Below are 13,757 nucleotides of genomic sequence, written 5' to 3'. Positions count from 1 at the left end.
ACAACAGCCCCGCCTTCACTAAAGCTAACGAAAATTGTGAGAGTCTAATAACGAAAAAATCAAGAGTTCACAATTAATTTACATAAAGTAAATTTACACGATTAAGTTAAATAAGTATGTTACAAAATTAGATATAAGTTATTTTTTGAGCGATAGAGCTTGTTATAGCGGACTAACATATTAGCCATTGCACCAACAACCAGGTATGGAATATTGAGTCTTTTAGTAAGGTGACACCATAATGCTAACAATTCCTCCGACAATTCTTGAAGAACTAAGTGTAAAGGTAGGGACAACAGGACGGCTAATACTTAACCCAAAGCCTAAGTATACTTTAGAGAAATTACTGGCCAAGTGTGATAAATCAGCTCCTATATCGTCAGAAGTTCAAGAATGGCTCGATACACCAGCTGTAGGCAAGGAACTATTTTAAATACCTTGAGCACTACAAATTGAAATGTAGAGCAAATATGGGCGACAACTTTCTTGAAAAACACCTTTCGACTGAATTTGTAAAAATATTGTACATACGTTTTTTACATGTAAAAACCGTCAGCTTAAAAAGTCAATCCAAAAAAATAGCCTATTATATGGTTAAGATATTTATCTACTTTTGCTTATTAACATACTTGAAACATTTATAGATGTCGGATAGATTACGGCCACTAACTATTGGATAACGGATTTTCAATGAATAAGTTTGTGTTTTTTTGTCGCGGGTTAATCCTAGCCAGCATGAGCTTTATGTGTTTCTCAAGTACCGCGGAGGATGCCTTTAACATCTTGCAAACGCTTGATTACAGGGAAGAACAACAAGAGCTATACCCTGACAGCGTAAGAACATATCACTTTGATAAATCAACAAATACTCTTTATTTAATTGGCAATAATCTCGACTCAGATATCACTGTACAGACACTTTATATTTGGCAATATGAGCCAACATCGCATTTACTTGAATTCAATCAAAAAGTCGTACTCGATTTCGCGAATAATGAATACATTAACTTCAAGATTGTCGCAAAGGTTGACGATAAATTAATTATCAGTAATCAAGACAACCTCGACTCCAGTAATTATCTTTCAAGTATTGATTTAAATGATGGGTTTAAACTGGTCAAAGAAGTAGAGCTTTTCCCTGATATAGGGGGTTATATCAATGTTACTCAATCATCTGAAAACACTATATTTAGCTTCATATATTCTCAAAATGCCATCATCGCGACACACTGCACCGTGAATGTTACAGACATCACTTGCCAAGATGTTCAAGGTGAATTACCTGACTTATCAAATTTCACAACCTCAGCTTTTTACCGAACTTATTTCCTAGCTGGTTTTAATCAATTTCTGTTTGAAATATCTGATAGCAACACAGGCATAGCTAAGGCATACATATTCCGCTTCGATGAATTCGGTAATATTTTTTTACTAAATGATATTAGTTTACCAAGTAATGTTAGATTGAAGGGGATTACTGCACTCAGTACTAAATCAGAATTATTTATCTACTCTGGTAACACAAGTTTATACCCTGACAAACATTACATTTATGAAAATGATAAGTGGTTAGACTCAGGTACCACTCCAGGGCGTGGTGTAGAGGATGCCAATTTACCAGTGCAATTTGTAGCTGATACGGATTACGGGTTAGGGCCTCAATGTAGGGCCATCATTTACAGTAAAGAAAAGTTATCGTTACATTTTACAGATCAGACCCGAAATTTACTTACGATAAATGACTGTATTCTTATCGATGCAGAATATGGATTAAGCATAGGTCGGAATGATAAAGTAATTCAATCTTTTCAGTTGGCTAACACATTACCAATTACAAAATTAGACTCTCTAAATAGTTTTAGTTTTCAATGGACACAAGATCAGTACAGTGAAATCAACCTCAAAAACTATTATACCAACCCAAGTCTATTGACAATAAAAGGGCTGCCAGCACCATTAACGTTTGATGGTGAAAAAATAACAGGAAAGCCAGGGAAAAAAGACATATTTGTTCTATCCAGTGCTGGTAACTATGAAAAAATAGACAGGTCTAGGGTTCAAGTCTTTTCAGGAACAAAGTTGCTCACCAATTTCGCCATCGATTTTATCAATATCAATGATGCGCCTGAATTAATTAGCCCACTTAGCAAAGAATATTTGAAAAAAGGTGGTTCATACGAATTATTAATAAATGATTTGGTATGGGACCCCGATTACGATAGCCCTATAAGTTATACATATACCAATCTTCCCCCAAACTCTAAAGTGGATGATTATGGGGGGTTACAAATCATCTCAGCCAAAACAGGAAAATACTCCATAGGCGTTACAGCCAACGATGGTAAGGGTGGCGTACTTAAGTTTTCTCTCGAAGTTGAAGTTAATGGCAGTGGTTCTGAAGGTGGTTCAAGTGGTGGCAGTGTAGGCATTAACTTGTTATTGCTTCTCTTTATATTACTATTACTTAGAAACAACCCAGCCGTTTTGTTCAAACGTCATAAACCATAACATGTTTAATATACAATAGCGCGAAGACAATCTTTTAATATTAAGAATCAACCACATAGGTTCAAATTAAACAGTTTTCACAAAAAGATTGTCTTCGTTTAATTCCAATTGTCTTCGTTTTAATTCCATGCTTACAACTAAACAGCCAACCCTGCTGCAACACCCGACGACCAGGCCCATTGAAAATTAAACCCGCCTAACCAACCACTTACGTCCATTACTTCACCAATAAAGTACAATCCAGATACATTTTTTGCTTCCATGGTTTTAGACGATAACTCGTTGGTATCAACCCCACCTAAGGTGACTTCAGCAGTGCGATAACCTTCAGTACCATTCATTACAATTGACCAGTCATTTAAGCTTTGAGCTAGATGTTCACGCTCGCCGTGGCCGAGTTGGTTTAAGGCTTTATCTAATTGTGCTTCTTCATATAATGCTTCAACTAAACGTTTTGGCAACCAATGGCTAAGGGTATTGCGAAGACTCTGTTTAGGATGATTTTTAAGCGCGAGTTCGATTTTTTCTAACGCATTTTCACCCGGCAATAAATTAATGGAAATCGCTTCGCCTGCCTGCCAATAGTTTGAAATTTGCAGTACAGCAGGCCCCGACAAACCACGATGCGTAAACAATAATGCTTCACTAAATTGAGTGCCATCTTGTGCGGTGATCGTTGAAGGAACCGCGATACCGGATAATGCTTCAAAGCGCGCTTTTTGCTCAGCATGCCAGGTAAAAGGCACTAATCCAGCACTGGTCGGTAATACGGTTAAACCAAATTGTTCGGCAAGTTTATAACCGTATGGCGTAGCCCCTAATTTAGGCATAGATAAGCCGCCAGTGGCGATCACTAAAGACGTACAGCTAAAGTCGCCATTTGAAGTGCTTAAATTGAAACCACTATCTGTTTTACTTACCGAGAAAATTTCGGTGCGAAGTTTTACTTTAACGCCTGCCCATTCGCACTCGGTCATCAACATGGTAACAATGTCTTTGGCTGAGTCGTTGCAAAATAGCTGACCATGATCGCGCTCGTGATATTCAATGCCATGGCGTTCAACTAACTCAATAAAATCACTTGAGCGGTAGCGTGCAAGTGCCGATTTAACAAAATGCGGATTGCCACAAATAAATTGATGCGGTTCAACCTTTTGATTAGTAAAGTTACAACGGCCACCACCACTGATCAAAATTTTACGACCAGCTTGTTTGGCGTTGTCGATCACCAACACATCACGACCTCGATAGCCCGCGGTTGCAGCACACATTAACCCTGCCGCGCCGGCACCGATAATGATTACGTCATGATGTTTCACGTTTCACTCCACATTGTTTAAATTGGTTATTTGCATGAGGTAATGCACTTTAAAATGCAAAAAAGGATGCTATTTTAGCATCCTTTTTGATATCTACTCACGGTTAACTTAACCGTTATGTTGCACTATTTTTTGCGTGTTTCAGATTTTTTGTCTCGGCTGAGTAACTCTTTTGCAGCTTCAACAGGTGCTTTACCTTGGTATAACACTTGATAAATTTGTTCGGTGATCGGCATTTCTACTCCAAGGCGTTTAGCTAAGGTAAACACTTCTTTAGTGTTTCGATAACCTTCAACAACTTGGCCAATTTCATCTTGTGCAGTCATCACGTCTTTACCTTGACCTAGGGCCAAGCCAAAACGACGATTACGCGACTGATTGTCGGTACAAGTCAATACTAAGTCACCTAAACCTGCCATCCCCATAAAGGTAGATGCATCGGCGCCAAGCGCTTCACCTAAACGAGTCAGCTCGACTAATCCACGGGTAATTAATGCCGTACGTGCATTAGCGCCAAAGCCAATACCGTCTGACATACCTGCACCAATCGCGATAACGTTTTTAACCGCGCCGCCTAACTGGATACCAGTAAAGTCATCGTTAGCATAGACACGTAAACGTTTTGGACTGTGGAGTAATTCAACTAAGTCGTGAGTAAACTGAGGACAAGTACCTGCCACCGAAATAGCAGTAGGTAAGCCTGCGGCGAGTTCTTTAGCGAATGTTGGGCCTGACAATACCGCTAATGGATATTGCTCACCTAACTGCTCACGTGCAACGTCTTGTAGTAGGCGGCCGGTTTCAGGCTCTAGCCCTTTGGTGGCCCACACAATTCGTGCATCTTCGCGCAATAATGGCTTAGCTTGTTTAAGCACATCACCAAAAACATGGCTCGGTACAACCACTAAAATATTTTTGCTGGCTGCAAGCGCTTTACCTAAGTCAGGTTCGATTGCTAAACAATCAGGAAACTGAATACCTGGCAAAAACCGCTCGTTACTACGGCTGTCTGCTAATACTTGCATGCTTTTGGGATCGTGACCCCAAAGCAAAGTCTTATGGCCGTTGCTTGCCAAAGAAATAGCAAGGGCGGTGCCATAAGACCCCGCCCCTAGTACCGTAATTTCGGCAGTATTACTCATAAATTATGCTGTTGCTTCTTCAGTTGCAGCAGCTTGACGCTGTTGAACATACTGTGCAAATAGCGCGTCAAAATTAACTGGCGCTAGGTTTAGTTGTGGGAATGTACCACGGCCAACTAAGTTACCCACTAATTCACGTGCATATGGGAACAACACGTTAGGGCAGTATGCTCCTAAAGAATGAGCAAGTTGTGGCTCTGTTAAACCAGATATAGAGAAGATACCTGCTTGTTGAACCTCACATAGGAATGCTGTTTCATCGCCATTTTTAGCAGTAACAGTAAGAGACAAAATCACTTCAAATGTGTCATCAGACAATTTGTTACTACGAGTGTCTAGATCTAATTTTACTTCTGGGTTCCATTCTTTTTGGAAAACAGCTGGGCTGTTTGGCGTTTCAAAAGACAAATCCTTTGTATAAATACGCTGAATGTTAAATTGTGGTGCTTGTGCTTCGTTGTTTGCGACTTCAGCCATAATGTCCTACCTATATATGTGTTATTTAGCTTTTCTGTGAAGCTAATTGTGTTGGGCTTTAAGACTAATAACGGATCTATTGATCTATCGTTAGTGCTATCCCGTAAAGTTGATTTTGCTAAAAAGCTTTCAACAAAACCTTGTTTATAAACAGTGTTAGCGCATTCCCAATTTGTTAACACTGCATATATTAAGCGGCGTATTAACGCTTGCTTTTAACTACGGGTAAATTTGCACCCTGCCATTCGCCCATGCCACCTTTAAGGTTAAACACGTTTTCAAAACCTTGTTTAATAAGGAGTTGAGCTGCTTGTGACGATGTCATACCTGAGTTACATACTATTATAATGGGGCTAGTTTTATACTTTTCAAGGCTTGATACTTGATTATTTTTAATTTCAGACAAGGTTACGTTTAGCGCATCAACAATGTGACCTTTCTTAAATTCTTCTTTTCCGCGTACATCAACAACCTTGGCATCTTGCTTGTTAACCATGATGGTTAGCTCTTGATGACTGACGTTTTTAACTTTAGATGTACCCGACTTAATGACACTCACAACTAGCGCCACAAACAAACCGACCCAAGCTAAACTTAACATTGGATTAGCTTTAAAAAATTCCATGTACTCTTGCATAATTACTGATTTCTCTGACGATGACTAAGATGAGATGCCATCGAGTATATCGTTTTGCTAGGTAGTTTTCATTAGTGAAACGCCTAAATAACGCGTTTATTCGTGACCCGCACCACTTTAATGATTGCTTTAGTTATATCTTGAAAGCTATATGCCTTTTGCACGCTATCGATAAGTAGTAATATTCATACAATTGAAATTTTATAACACTTCCATTTTTAACTTAAAAGGTACTTGCAAATGACTAAGAAACGTCCTTTAGCACTACTTATCCTTGATGGCTGGGGCTACCGTGAAGACACGCAAGACAATGCGGTTTTTCATGCGAACACACCTGTTTTAGATAAGCTAAATGCACAATATCCTCACAGCTTAATTTCAGGTTCTGGTATTGATGTGGGTTTACCCGACGGCCAAATGGGTAACTCTGAAGTTGGCCATATCAATATCGGTTCTGGCCGTATTGTGTATCAAGAACTGACTCGTATCAGTAAAGCTATTGCAGATCATGAGTTTGAAAAAAATCAGGCGCTTTGTGATGCAGTAGATAAAGCCATATCCGCTAATAGTGCGGTTCATATTATGGGGTTAATGTCTGCAGGTGGCGTACATAGCCACGAAGAGCACATTGAAGCCATGTGTCGCATGGCCGTTGAGCGTGGTGCAACTAAAGTATATTTACATGCATTTTTAGATGGTCGCGACACGCCACCGCGCAGTGCCAAAAATAGCTTAGTGCATTTTGATGAGCTATTTGCGGCATTAGGCCATGGACGCACGGCATCGATTATTGGTCGCTACTTTGCGATGGACCGAGATAACCGTTGGGATCGAGTTTCACAAGCATACGAACTAATTACTGAAGGCAAGGGTAAGTTTAGCTACACAAGCGCACCTGAAGCACTAGAAGCGGCTTATGCTCGTGATGAAAATGATGAGTTTGTTGCAGCATCAACGATTGTTGATGCTCAAGGTCAAGCGGCAGAGCTAAACGACAACGACGCATTAATTTTTATGAATTTCCGCGCCGATCGTGCACGTCAAATTTCTCGCAGTTTTGTTAACTCTGATTTTGATGGTTTTGTTCGTAATAAAACCCCAAATATCGATTTTGTGATGTTAACTGAATACGCGGCAGACATTAAAGCTGCAGTTGCTTATCCGTCTGAAGACTTAGTGAACACACTAGGTGAAACCTTGCAAAACCAAGGTAAAACCCAATTGCGAATTTCAGAAACTGAAAAGTATGCACACGTCACATTCTTCTTTAACGGTGGTAAAGAAGAGCCGTTTGAAGGTGAAGATCGCATTTTAATTCAGTCACCTAAAGTAGCAACATACGATTTACAACCAGAAATGAGTTCAGCAGAACTTACCGACAAACTCGTCGCGGCTATTGAGTCGAGCAAATACGATGTGATTATTTGTAACTATCCAAATGGTGACATGGTTGGCCATACTGGTAAATTTGATGCGGCAGTTAAAGCATGTGAAGCGGTTGATGCTTGTATTGGTCGTGTAGTTGAAGCGTTAGCTAAAGTTGATGGCGAATGCCTTATCACTGCAGATCACGGTAACGCTGAACAAATGACAGACAAGTCTACTGGTCAGGCTCATACCGCTCACACAAGTGAGTTAGTGCCATTTATTTATGTGGGCCGTGACGCCACAATAAAAGATGGTGGACGCTTGAGCGATATCGCGCCAACTATGTTAACCTTGATGGGCCAAAGCATCCCGCAAGAAATGAGTGGACGCTGTATCATTGACCTTAAAGAGTAAACATTAACTCGTGATAACTCGTTTATTTGTTAAAGCCAGCATTATTGCTGGCTTTCTAATCCTTTCATTTACGGCAAATAGTGCTGACCTGACCGCCCGTCAATCGGCGTTAAAGTCTATTCAAGCACAAATAAACCAACAGCAAAATTCACTAAAAGATACCAGTAAGCAACGCGAAAAGCTTATCGCTTTATTAAAAAGTGATGAGCAAGCCATTGCTAAAGCTGCGCAAAAAGTCAATCAATCACAAGCCTCATTGGCCGCTGTTAATACCAAATTACGCGAATTAGACAAACAACAAATCGAGCTCGCCACTGTAAAAAGCAGTCAGCAAGAAACCTTATCAAAACAATTATCTAGCGCATATCTTGCCGGTAATCATGACTACACAAAAATGATGTTAAATCAGCAGAATCCGGCAACAGTTGAGCGTATGCTCGCCTATTATCAATTTTTAAATAACGCCCGAATTAAAGCGATTAAACAGCTAAAGCAAACCAGTATTGACTTAGATAAAGTGAAGCAACAACAAGTAACTTCGCAACAAAAACTCAATGCATTAGTGATAGAGCAAAAAAAACAGGCGCAACAATTATCGAAAGAACAAGGGCAGCGTAAACAAACGCTAACCCAACTTCAGCGAACCTTGTCAAGTAAAGGTGCGGAACTAGAACAATTACAAATAGAAGAAGCCAGTTTAAAGCGAATTGTTCAGCAAGCTATGGTCACAGCCAAAGCTAACCCAACAATGGACGGATTAGCCAATCAACGCGGAAAGTTAAAATGGCCAACTAAAGGCCGTATGAGCAAACGCTTTGGCAGTAGCCGCTCAGGACAGATTGTTTGGAAAGGTAGCGTCTTAGCCGCACCTGAGGGGCAAAATATTTATGCTGTTGCCTCAGGTAAAGTCATTTACGCGGATTGGTTACGCGGATTTGGTATGGTGTTAGTGATTGACCACGGCAAAGGTTACATGAGCTTATATGGCCATGCACAAACGCTGTTAAGACAACCCGGCGACATGGTTAAAAGCGGTGATTCGATTGCCCTTGTCGGTAGCTCAGGCGGACAAAGCGAGCCAGGGTTATATTTTGAGATACGTAACAAGGGTAAAGCGGTCGACCCAGCTTATTACTGCCGTTAAGGTTTTACTTATGCTTTATTTTGATAAACAATCGCACAACTAACTAATTAGTGCAGTTTTAAGTAATTAATTGCGACTATAATCGGCTGAATGAATACTCAAATATCCATAACACATAAAAAGATAAGCTAACGTGCGAATTCAATGCATTATTTTACTTTGCTTGTGCAACATTTTGCCCGCAAGCGCTGCCAAATTGGCCATTATCATTGATGATATTGGTTATAGACTCACTGACGAAGCAGCATTAACTCTACCGCAAAATATTACCTTATCAGTATTACCTCACACACCTTTAGGCCAAAAACTGGCTAATGATGGCCACAATAATGGTCACGAAATCATGTTGCATCTGCCTATGCAGGCCTTAAATGGTAAAGCATTAGGTCCGGGTGGATTAACTAACGACATGAATGAAGCACAAATAAAGCAACAGCTCCAAGCCGCATTTAATAGTATCCCTTTTGCCAAAGGGGCCAATAATCATATGGGTAGCTTATTAACCCAAATGGATGACCCTATGTTATGGGTTATGCAAAGCCTCAAGCAACAACAGCTGTTTTTTGTCGACAGCGTGACGACCAAATACACTAAGGCTAGTGATACGGCGAATAAACTAGGTGTGCCATTGTTGAGAAGACATGTATTTTTAGATAATGATGTTAGTCCACGTGGACTTGAAAAGCAGTTTAATATAATGATCCAAAGAACCAAGCAACAAGGGAAGCTCGTTGCTATTGCGCACCCTTATCCTGAAACTATTCGCTTTTTACGTACAAATCTTGCTCGCTTAGAAGCCAATGGTATTGTGCTAGTAAAAACATCCCAGTTATTTGATGACATTAACCTTGCCACCTCAAATCAAGCTACTCCAACTGCAACACTGAAATAGACAAATCTGGTAACGTTGCCAAAATTTCAGACCGATTATCAACAATATCGGCCAAGGTATATTGATCGAGTACAGCAAGATATGCTGCCACAGCCTGACCTAATACCCCTTTTAATTTACAAATAGGTGTAAAACGACAATAAGGTGACTCGCAATCAATTGGCGCGAGCGAATGTTCTAAATCACGAACCAATTGGCCCAGGTGTAGCTGTTCAGCGGTTTTAGCAAGCTTAAACCCACCACTTTTACCACGAATAGTCTGTAAATAACCCAACTTTCCTAACTGATGAATAATTTTAGCCACGTGGTTCGACGATAAATCAAATACGCTGGTGACTTCTGCAATTCGAAACAAGGTTTCTCGCTCTGGTTGCACTGCGAGATACATTAAAATCCGAATACCAAAGTCTGTATATCGAGTCAGTTGCATGATTTAAATTACCCAAAGTAAATAATAATCAAAGGTTAGCATGTCGAAGATTCTAAATCAGTGATCAACCATAAAGCTTGCTCATTTGTGGTACCACAAACATCAATACTTGCAGAAAACTCTCCACAGACATCGGGTCGCTCTGGTTGACCGAAAATAAGACATAGATTGTCGTCATTCAATTGAATACATCGCACACCAGCAGGTTTACCATTTGGCATCCCAGGAATAGGGCTGGTAATTGATGGTGCAATGCAGCAAGCACCACAACCCAAACGGCAATTCATAAGTATTCCTGTCGATTATAACTACATATTATTTTTAAAAACAACGTCATATAGACATGTTTAATTACATTATTCGTATACACAATAATTGAAACAACAACCGAGCTAAGGCAAGTTATCTGTGATGCTTTTTCACCACCACTATATCGACGTATATTAGATCACATTTTCAGTTTTTAAGCATTAAACCAGTAACAATCATAGTGGTACAGTAGACCCTCTTCAGAAATAAGGAAATTACCAATGAAACGTCCAGTTATTCTCGATTGCGACCCAGGCCATGATGATGCCATCTCACTTATTTTAGCATTAAGCTCAGACAAATTAGACGTCCTTGCGGTTACAACTAGCGCCGGTAACCAAACGCCAGATAAGACCCTAAATAATGCCTTACGAGTGCTCACCTTACTTGGTCGACATGATATACCTGTGGCAGCAGGAGCACCTAAACCTTTAGCTCGCGAGTTGATTATTGCAGACAATGTGCACGGTGAAAGTGGTCTTGATGGCCCTAAATTACCAGATCCGGCATTTGCACCCGTCAGCAAAACAGCAATTGAATTGATAGCCGAAAAAGTCAAAAACAGCAAACAACCAGTCACACTAGTTCCTACAGGTCCACTCACAAACATTGCGCTATTTTTATCCGCTCATCCAGAGCTACATCATAATATCGACAGTATTGTACTGATGGGTGGTGCTGCAGGAGTGGGTAATTGGACTCCGGCTGCTGAGTTTAATATTTTTGTCGACCCAGAAGCTGCTGATATGGTGTTTAAATCAGGTATTCCAATCGTTATGTGCGGTTTAGATGTGACTCATGAAGCGCAAATTATGGATGAGGATATCGAGCGCATAAGAGTCATTAATAATCCAATTGCACAATGCGTTGCAGAGTTACTCGACTTCTTTATGATTTATCATCGAGATCCTAAATGGGGCTTTACCGGTGCACCGCTTCATGATCCATGCACCATAGCCTGGCTTTTGAATCCGTCATTATTTACCGCTGTAGATTGTTGGGTTGGAGTTGAAACCAAAGGTGAACACACTCAAGGTATGACGGTCGTCGATCGCTATCAATTAACAGGCAAACCGCACAATACAAAAGTATTGTTTAATATAGACCGTAAAGGATTTGTCGATTTTATTGTTGAACGCCTAAACGATTACTAATCTATCAATGTCATGCAGATAATTTTATATGCATGACAATAAAGGATATTCATGAGCACATTATTAGTTGTCGGCAGCGCTAATGCCGATCATGTTCTGACATTTGATAATCTTCCTCAAGCTGGTGAAACCTTGATGTGTCAAGAATATCGCCTAGAACTTGGAGGTAAAGGGGCAAATCAAGCCGTAGCGGCAGCACGCTTACGGAGTTCAAAACAAACTGTTAGTTTTATCTCTGCGTTAGGCGATGATTCTAATGCTAAAAAAATGCGTGATACATGGACTATTGATGGGATAGATCTGACTGGTTGTTACGAGATTCCGGGCCAAAGTACGGGAACGGCTATGATTTTTGTTAATCAGCTAGGCGAAAATAGTATTGGGGTAGTCCCTGGTGCAAATGCATACTTATTACCTAAGCATATACAACAACAGCAAACATTATTTATCCAAGCAAAGTACATGCTGATCCAACTTGAAACCTCTATTGACAGCGTGCATGAAGCATTATTACTGGCGAGGCAGCATCAATGCACAACGATACTCAATCCAGCACCAGCGGCAACACTGCCAGAAGAAATACTGAGCTTGGTTGATATCATTACACCCAATGAAACAGAAGCGCTTACGTTAACAGGTGTAGAAGTTGTAGATCAAAGCAGCGCATCGAAAGCTGCTGAATATCTACATCGGCAAGGTATCAATAAGGTCATTATTACTCTCGGCAGTAAAGGCGCATATATTAGCGAACAAGGATCAGGACAAATCATACCAGCACCAATAGTTAGTGCTGTTGATACTGTCGCTGCTGGGGATACATTTAATGGCGCATTAATGGTGGCGTTAGATGAAGGAAATAACCTTATCGATGCGGTTATCTTCGCCAATAAAGCATCTTCAATCGCAGTAACTCGTCATGGCGCGCAAAGTAGCATTCCCTACCGTGAGCAACTAAATCGCTGATATCATGTTAAGCTCAACAGAGGTTGTCGTATTAATGACGACCATCTTTTGTATTAGTGGAACAAGTGCTAATAATAGACAGCACTCTGCATTATAAATACAAGGCACATGCTACATACAAAAAAGCAAAAATCCCTATAGATTGAATGAATACCAATTAATATTAGCCACATTATTGATGTAACTTAATATAGCTTTACCTTCAGTCTTGCCGTAAAAGGAATATAATTAATTTCAGATACAAAAAAGCCTCATCGTGAGTTGAGGCTTCGATATCAACAGAGCATATTATGCTTGTAATAGGGGTGAACCGGCGTCTATATGCATGGCATATCACCGCAATCTATTGACGGTCTACTCAGCTGAACGACGACTACCTTGAGGCTCAAGACAAGTCATCGTAACCTTAAATTTTTTGTCATTTTTAATACGAAAAAGGCCTCTGCATTTCTGCAGAGGCCTTTGTCTTTAGTTGGCGGAGCGGACGGGACTCGAACCCGCGACCCCCGGCGTGACAGGCCGGTATTCTAACCAACTGAACTACCGCTCCTTTAGCACGTTGCTTACGCAGAATGCTAAATGCTTTTTAAGTCGCTAGTATGTCATAACTAGTAGACTTGCTCTTTCGAGCATCTCTTAACGAGATAATTAGGCGTCTGGAAATGAAGCTCTATGGTTTCCAGACAAATTTTGTCTAAATACTGGTTAATTGTCCGTCTAACGGCATTGTTTCTTCGCTCTAATACTCATGTAGTAAACTACACTCCGTGCTTCGCTCGTTACGGCTTTGTTAGCCTAACAATTTCCTGCGTCTTCATAACCAAGATTTAGTTAATTCGGAAAGCTAATTTTATTGAGTATTCTCACACTATCTAAGTGCTCTATTCTAACCACTAAGGTCAGTAAAACCCATCTGGGTTGTATGGTTAAGCCTCACGGGTCATTAGTACAAGTTAGCTCAACGCCTCACAACGCTTACACACCTTGCCTATCAACGTAG

At 40.4% G+C, this 13,757-nt stretch carries 12 protein-coding genes and 1 tRNA gene; 6 read left to right on the top strand and 7 right to left on the bottom strand.

Annotation, left to right across the window (positions count from 1 at the left end; all coding sequences use genetic code 11):
• The first annotated feature begins 690 nt into the window (after nucleotides 1–690).
• Complete coding sequence (locus IEY40_RS16275; RefSeq protein WP_188958033.1) at nucleotides 691–2,508, top strand: hypothetical protein; 1,818 nt, start codon at nucleotides 691–693, stop codon at nucleotides 2,506–2,508.
• Nucleotides 2,509–2,645: 137 nt separating this feature from the next.
• Here the strand turns inward: IEY40_RS16275 and IEY40_RS16270 are convergent, their stop codons facing one another.
• The 4 genes from IEY40_RS16270 to IEY40_RS16255 all read right to left on the bottom strand — a co-directional run bounded on the left by IEY40_RS16270 (nucleotide 2,646) and on the right by IEY40_RS16255 (nucleotide 6,083).
• Complete coding sequence (locus IEY40_RS16270) at nucleotides 2,646–3,827, bottom strand: BaiN/RdsA family NAD(P)/FAD-dependent oxidoreductase (protein ID WP_188958031.1); 1,182 nt, start codon at nucleotides 3,825–3,827, stop codon at nucleotides 2,646–2,648.
• Between the two features lie 125 nt (nucleotides 3,828–3,952).
• Complete coding sequence (gpsA, locus tag IEY40_RS16265) at nucleotides 3,953–4,969, bottom strand: NAD(P)H-dependent glycerol-3-phosphate dehydrogenase (protein ID WP_188958029.1); 1,017 nt, start codon at nucleotides 4,967–4,969, stop codon at nucleotides 3,953–3,955.
• A gap of 3 nt (nucleotides 4,970–4,972) precedes the next feature.
• Nucleotides 4,973–5,446, bottom strand: coding sequence for a protein-export chaperone SecB (gene secB / locus IEY40_RS16260; RefSeq protein ID WP_188958027.1), 474 nt, complete (start codon nucleotides 5,444–5,446; stop codon nucleotides 4,973–4,975).
• Nucleotides 5,447–5,648: 202 nt separating this feature from the next.
• Nucleotides 5,649–6,083, bottom strand: a complete 435-nt coding sequence (locus tag IEY40_RS16255) for a rhodanese-like domain-containing protein (protein ID WP_188958025.1) — start codon at nucleotides 6,081–6,083, stop codon at nucleotides 5,649–5,651.
• A 240-nt stretch (nucleotides 6,084–6,323) separates the two neighbouring features.
• Between IEY40_RS16255 and gpmM the strand changes: the two genes are divergently transcribed.
• The 3 genes from gpmM to IEY40_RS16240 all read left to right on the top strand — a co-directional run bounded on the left by gpmM (nucleotide 6,324) and on the right by IEY40_RS16240 (nucleotide 9,901).
• Nucleotides 6,324–7,865 (top strand): 2,3-bisphosphoglycerate-independent phosphoglycerate mutase, encoded by a 1,542-nt coding sequence (gpmM, locus tag IEY40_RS16250; protein WP_188958023.1) that lies wholly within the window; start codon nucleotides 6,324–6,326, stop codon nucleotides 7,863–7,865.
• A gap of 10 nt (nucleotides 7,866–7,875) precedes the next feature.
• Nucleotides 7,876–9,009 (top strand): murein hydrolase activator EnvC family protein, encoded by a 1,134-nt coding sequence (locus tag IEY40_RS16245; protein WP_188958021.1) that lies wholly within the window; start codon nucleotides 7,876–7,878, stop codon nucleotides 9,007–9,009.
• Nucleotides 9,010–9,142: 133 nt separating this feature from the next.
• Complete coding sequence (locus tag IEY40_RS16240; protein ID WP_188958019.1) at nucleotides 9,143–9,901, top strand: divergent polysaccharide deacetylase family protein; 759 nt, start codon at nucleotides 9,143–9,145, stop codon at nucleotides 9,899–9,901.
• Here the strand turns inward: IEY40_RS16240 and IEY40_RS16235 are convergent.
• Nucleotides 9,876–10,331, bottom strand: coding sequence for an Rrf2 family transcriptional regulator (locus tag IEY40_RS16235; RefSeq protein ID WP_188958017.1), 456 nt, complete (start codon nucleotides 10,329–10,331; stop codon nucleotides 9,876–9,878). The genes IEY40_RS16240 and IEY40_RS16235 overlap by 26 nt on opposite strands.
• Before the next feature lie 35 nt (nucleotides 10,332–10,366).
• Nucleotides 10,367–10,618 carry a YkgJ family cysteine cluster protein gene (locus IEY40_RS16230; RefSeq protein WP_188958015.1) on the bottom strand — a complete coding sequence of 84 codons (252 nt, stop codon included), beginning with the start codon at nucleotides 10,616–10,618 and terminating at the stop codon, nucleotides 10,367–10,369.
• 243 nt (nucleotides 10,619–10,861) lie between these two features.
• On the opposite strand from IEY40_RS16230, the gene rihA reads away from it, so the two are divergent.
• Together rihA and rbsK are read left to right on the top strand one after the other, a co-directional pair.
• Nucleotides 10,862–11,794 (top strand): pyrimidine-specific ribonucleoside hydrolase RihA, encoded by a 933-nt coding sequence (gene rihA / locus IEY40_RS16225; protein WP_188958013.1) that lies wholly within the window; start codon nucleotides 10,862–10,864, stop codon nucleotides 11,792–11,794.
• Nucleotides 11,795–11,845: 51 nt separating this feature from the next.
• Nucleotides 11,846–12,757, top strand: coding sequence for a ribokinase (gene rbsK, locus IEY40_RS16220; protein ID WP_188958011.1), 912 nt, complete (start codon nucleotides 11,846–11,848; stop codon nucleotides 12,755–12,757).
• Between the two features lie 473 nt (nucleotides 12,758–13,230).
• Here rbsK and IEY40_RS16215 read toward each other — a convergent pair.
• Nucleotides 13,231–13,307: transfer RNA gene (locus IEY40_RS16215), tRNA-Asp, on the bottom strand.
• Nucleotides 13,308–13,757: the final 450 nt, after the last annotated feature.

Source organism: Shewanella ulleungensis (genome assembly GCF_014648315.1).
In the GTDB taxonomy this organism is placed as follows: domain Bacteria; phylum Pseudomonadota; class Gammaproteobacteria; order Enterobacterales; family Shewanellaceae; genus Shewanella; species Shewanella ulleungensis.
The sequence above is the reverse complement of the archived record's forward strand: the minus strand, read 5'-3'. Positions and strand labels throughout refer to the sequence as shown.

Bases quoted from the DNA above. Each gene is read 5' to 3' on its own strand.
- rbsK (WP_188958011.1), top strand. From the start codon at position 11,846: ATGAGCACATTATTAGTTGTCGGCAGCGCTAATGCCGATCATGTTCTG.
- IEY40_RS16235 (WP_188958017.1), bottom strand. From the start codon at position 10,331: ATGCAACTGACTCGATATACAGACTTTGGTATTCGGATTTTAATGTAT.
- IEY40_RS16275 (WP_188958033.1), top strand. From the start codon at position 691: ATGAATAAGTTTGTGTTTTTTTGTCGCGGGTTAATCCTAGCCAGCATG.
- IEY40_RS16255 (WP_188958025.1), bottom strand. From the start codon at position 6,083: ATGCAAGAGTACATGGAATTTTTTAAAGCTAATCCAATGTTAAGTTTA.
- secB (WP_188958027.1), bottom strand. From the start codon at position 5,446: ATGGCTGAAGTCGCAAACAACGAAGCACAAGCACCACAATTTAACATT.
- gpsA (WP_188958029.1), bottom strand. From the start codon at position 4,969: ATGAGTAATACTGCCGAAATTACGGTACTAGGGGCGGGGTCTTATGGC.
- IEY40_RS16230 (WP_188958015.1), bottom strand. From the start codon at position 10,618: ATGAATTGCCGTTTGGGTTGTGGTGCTTGCTGCATTGCACCATCAATT.
- gpmM (WP_188958023.1), top strand. From the start codon at position 6,324: ATGACTAAGAAACGTCCTTTAGCACTACTTATCCTTGATGGCTGGGGC.
- rihA (WP_188958013.1), top strand. From the start codon at position 10,862: ATGAAACGTCCAGTTATTCTCGATTGCGACCCAGGCCATGATGATGCC.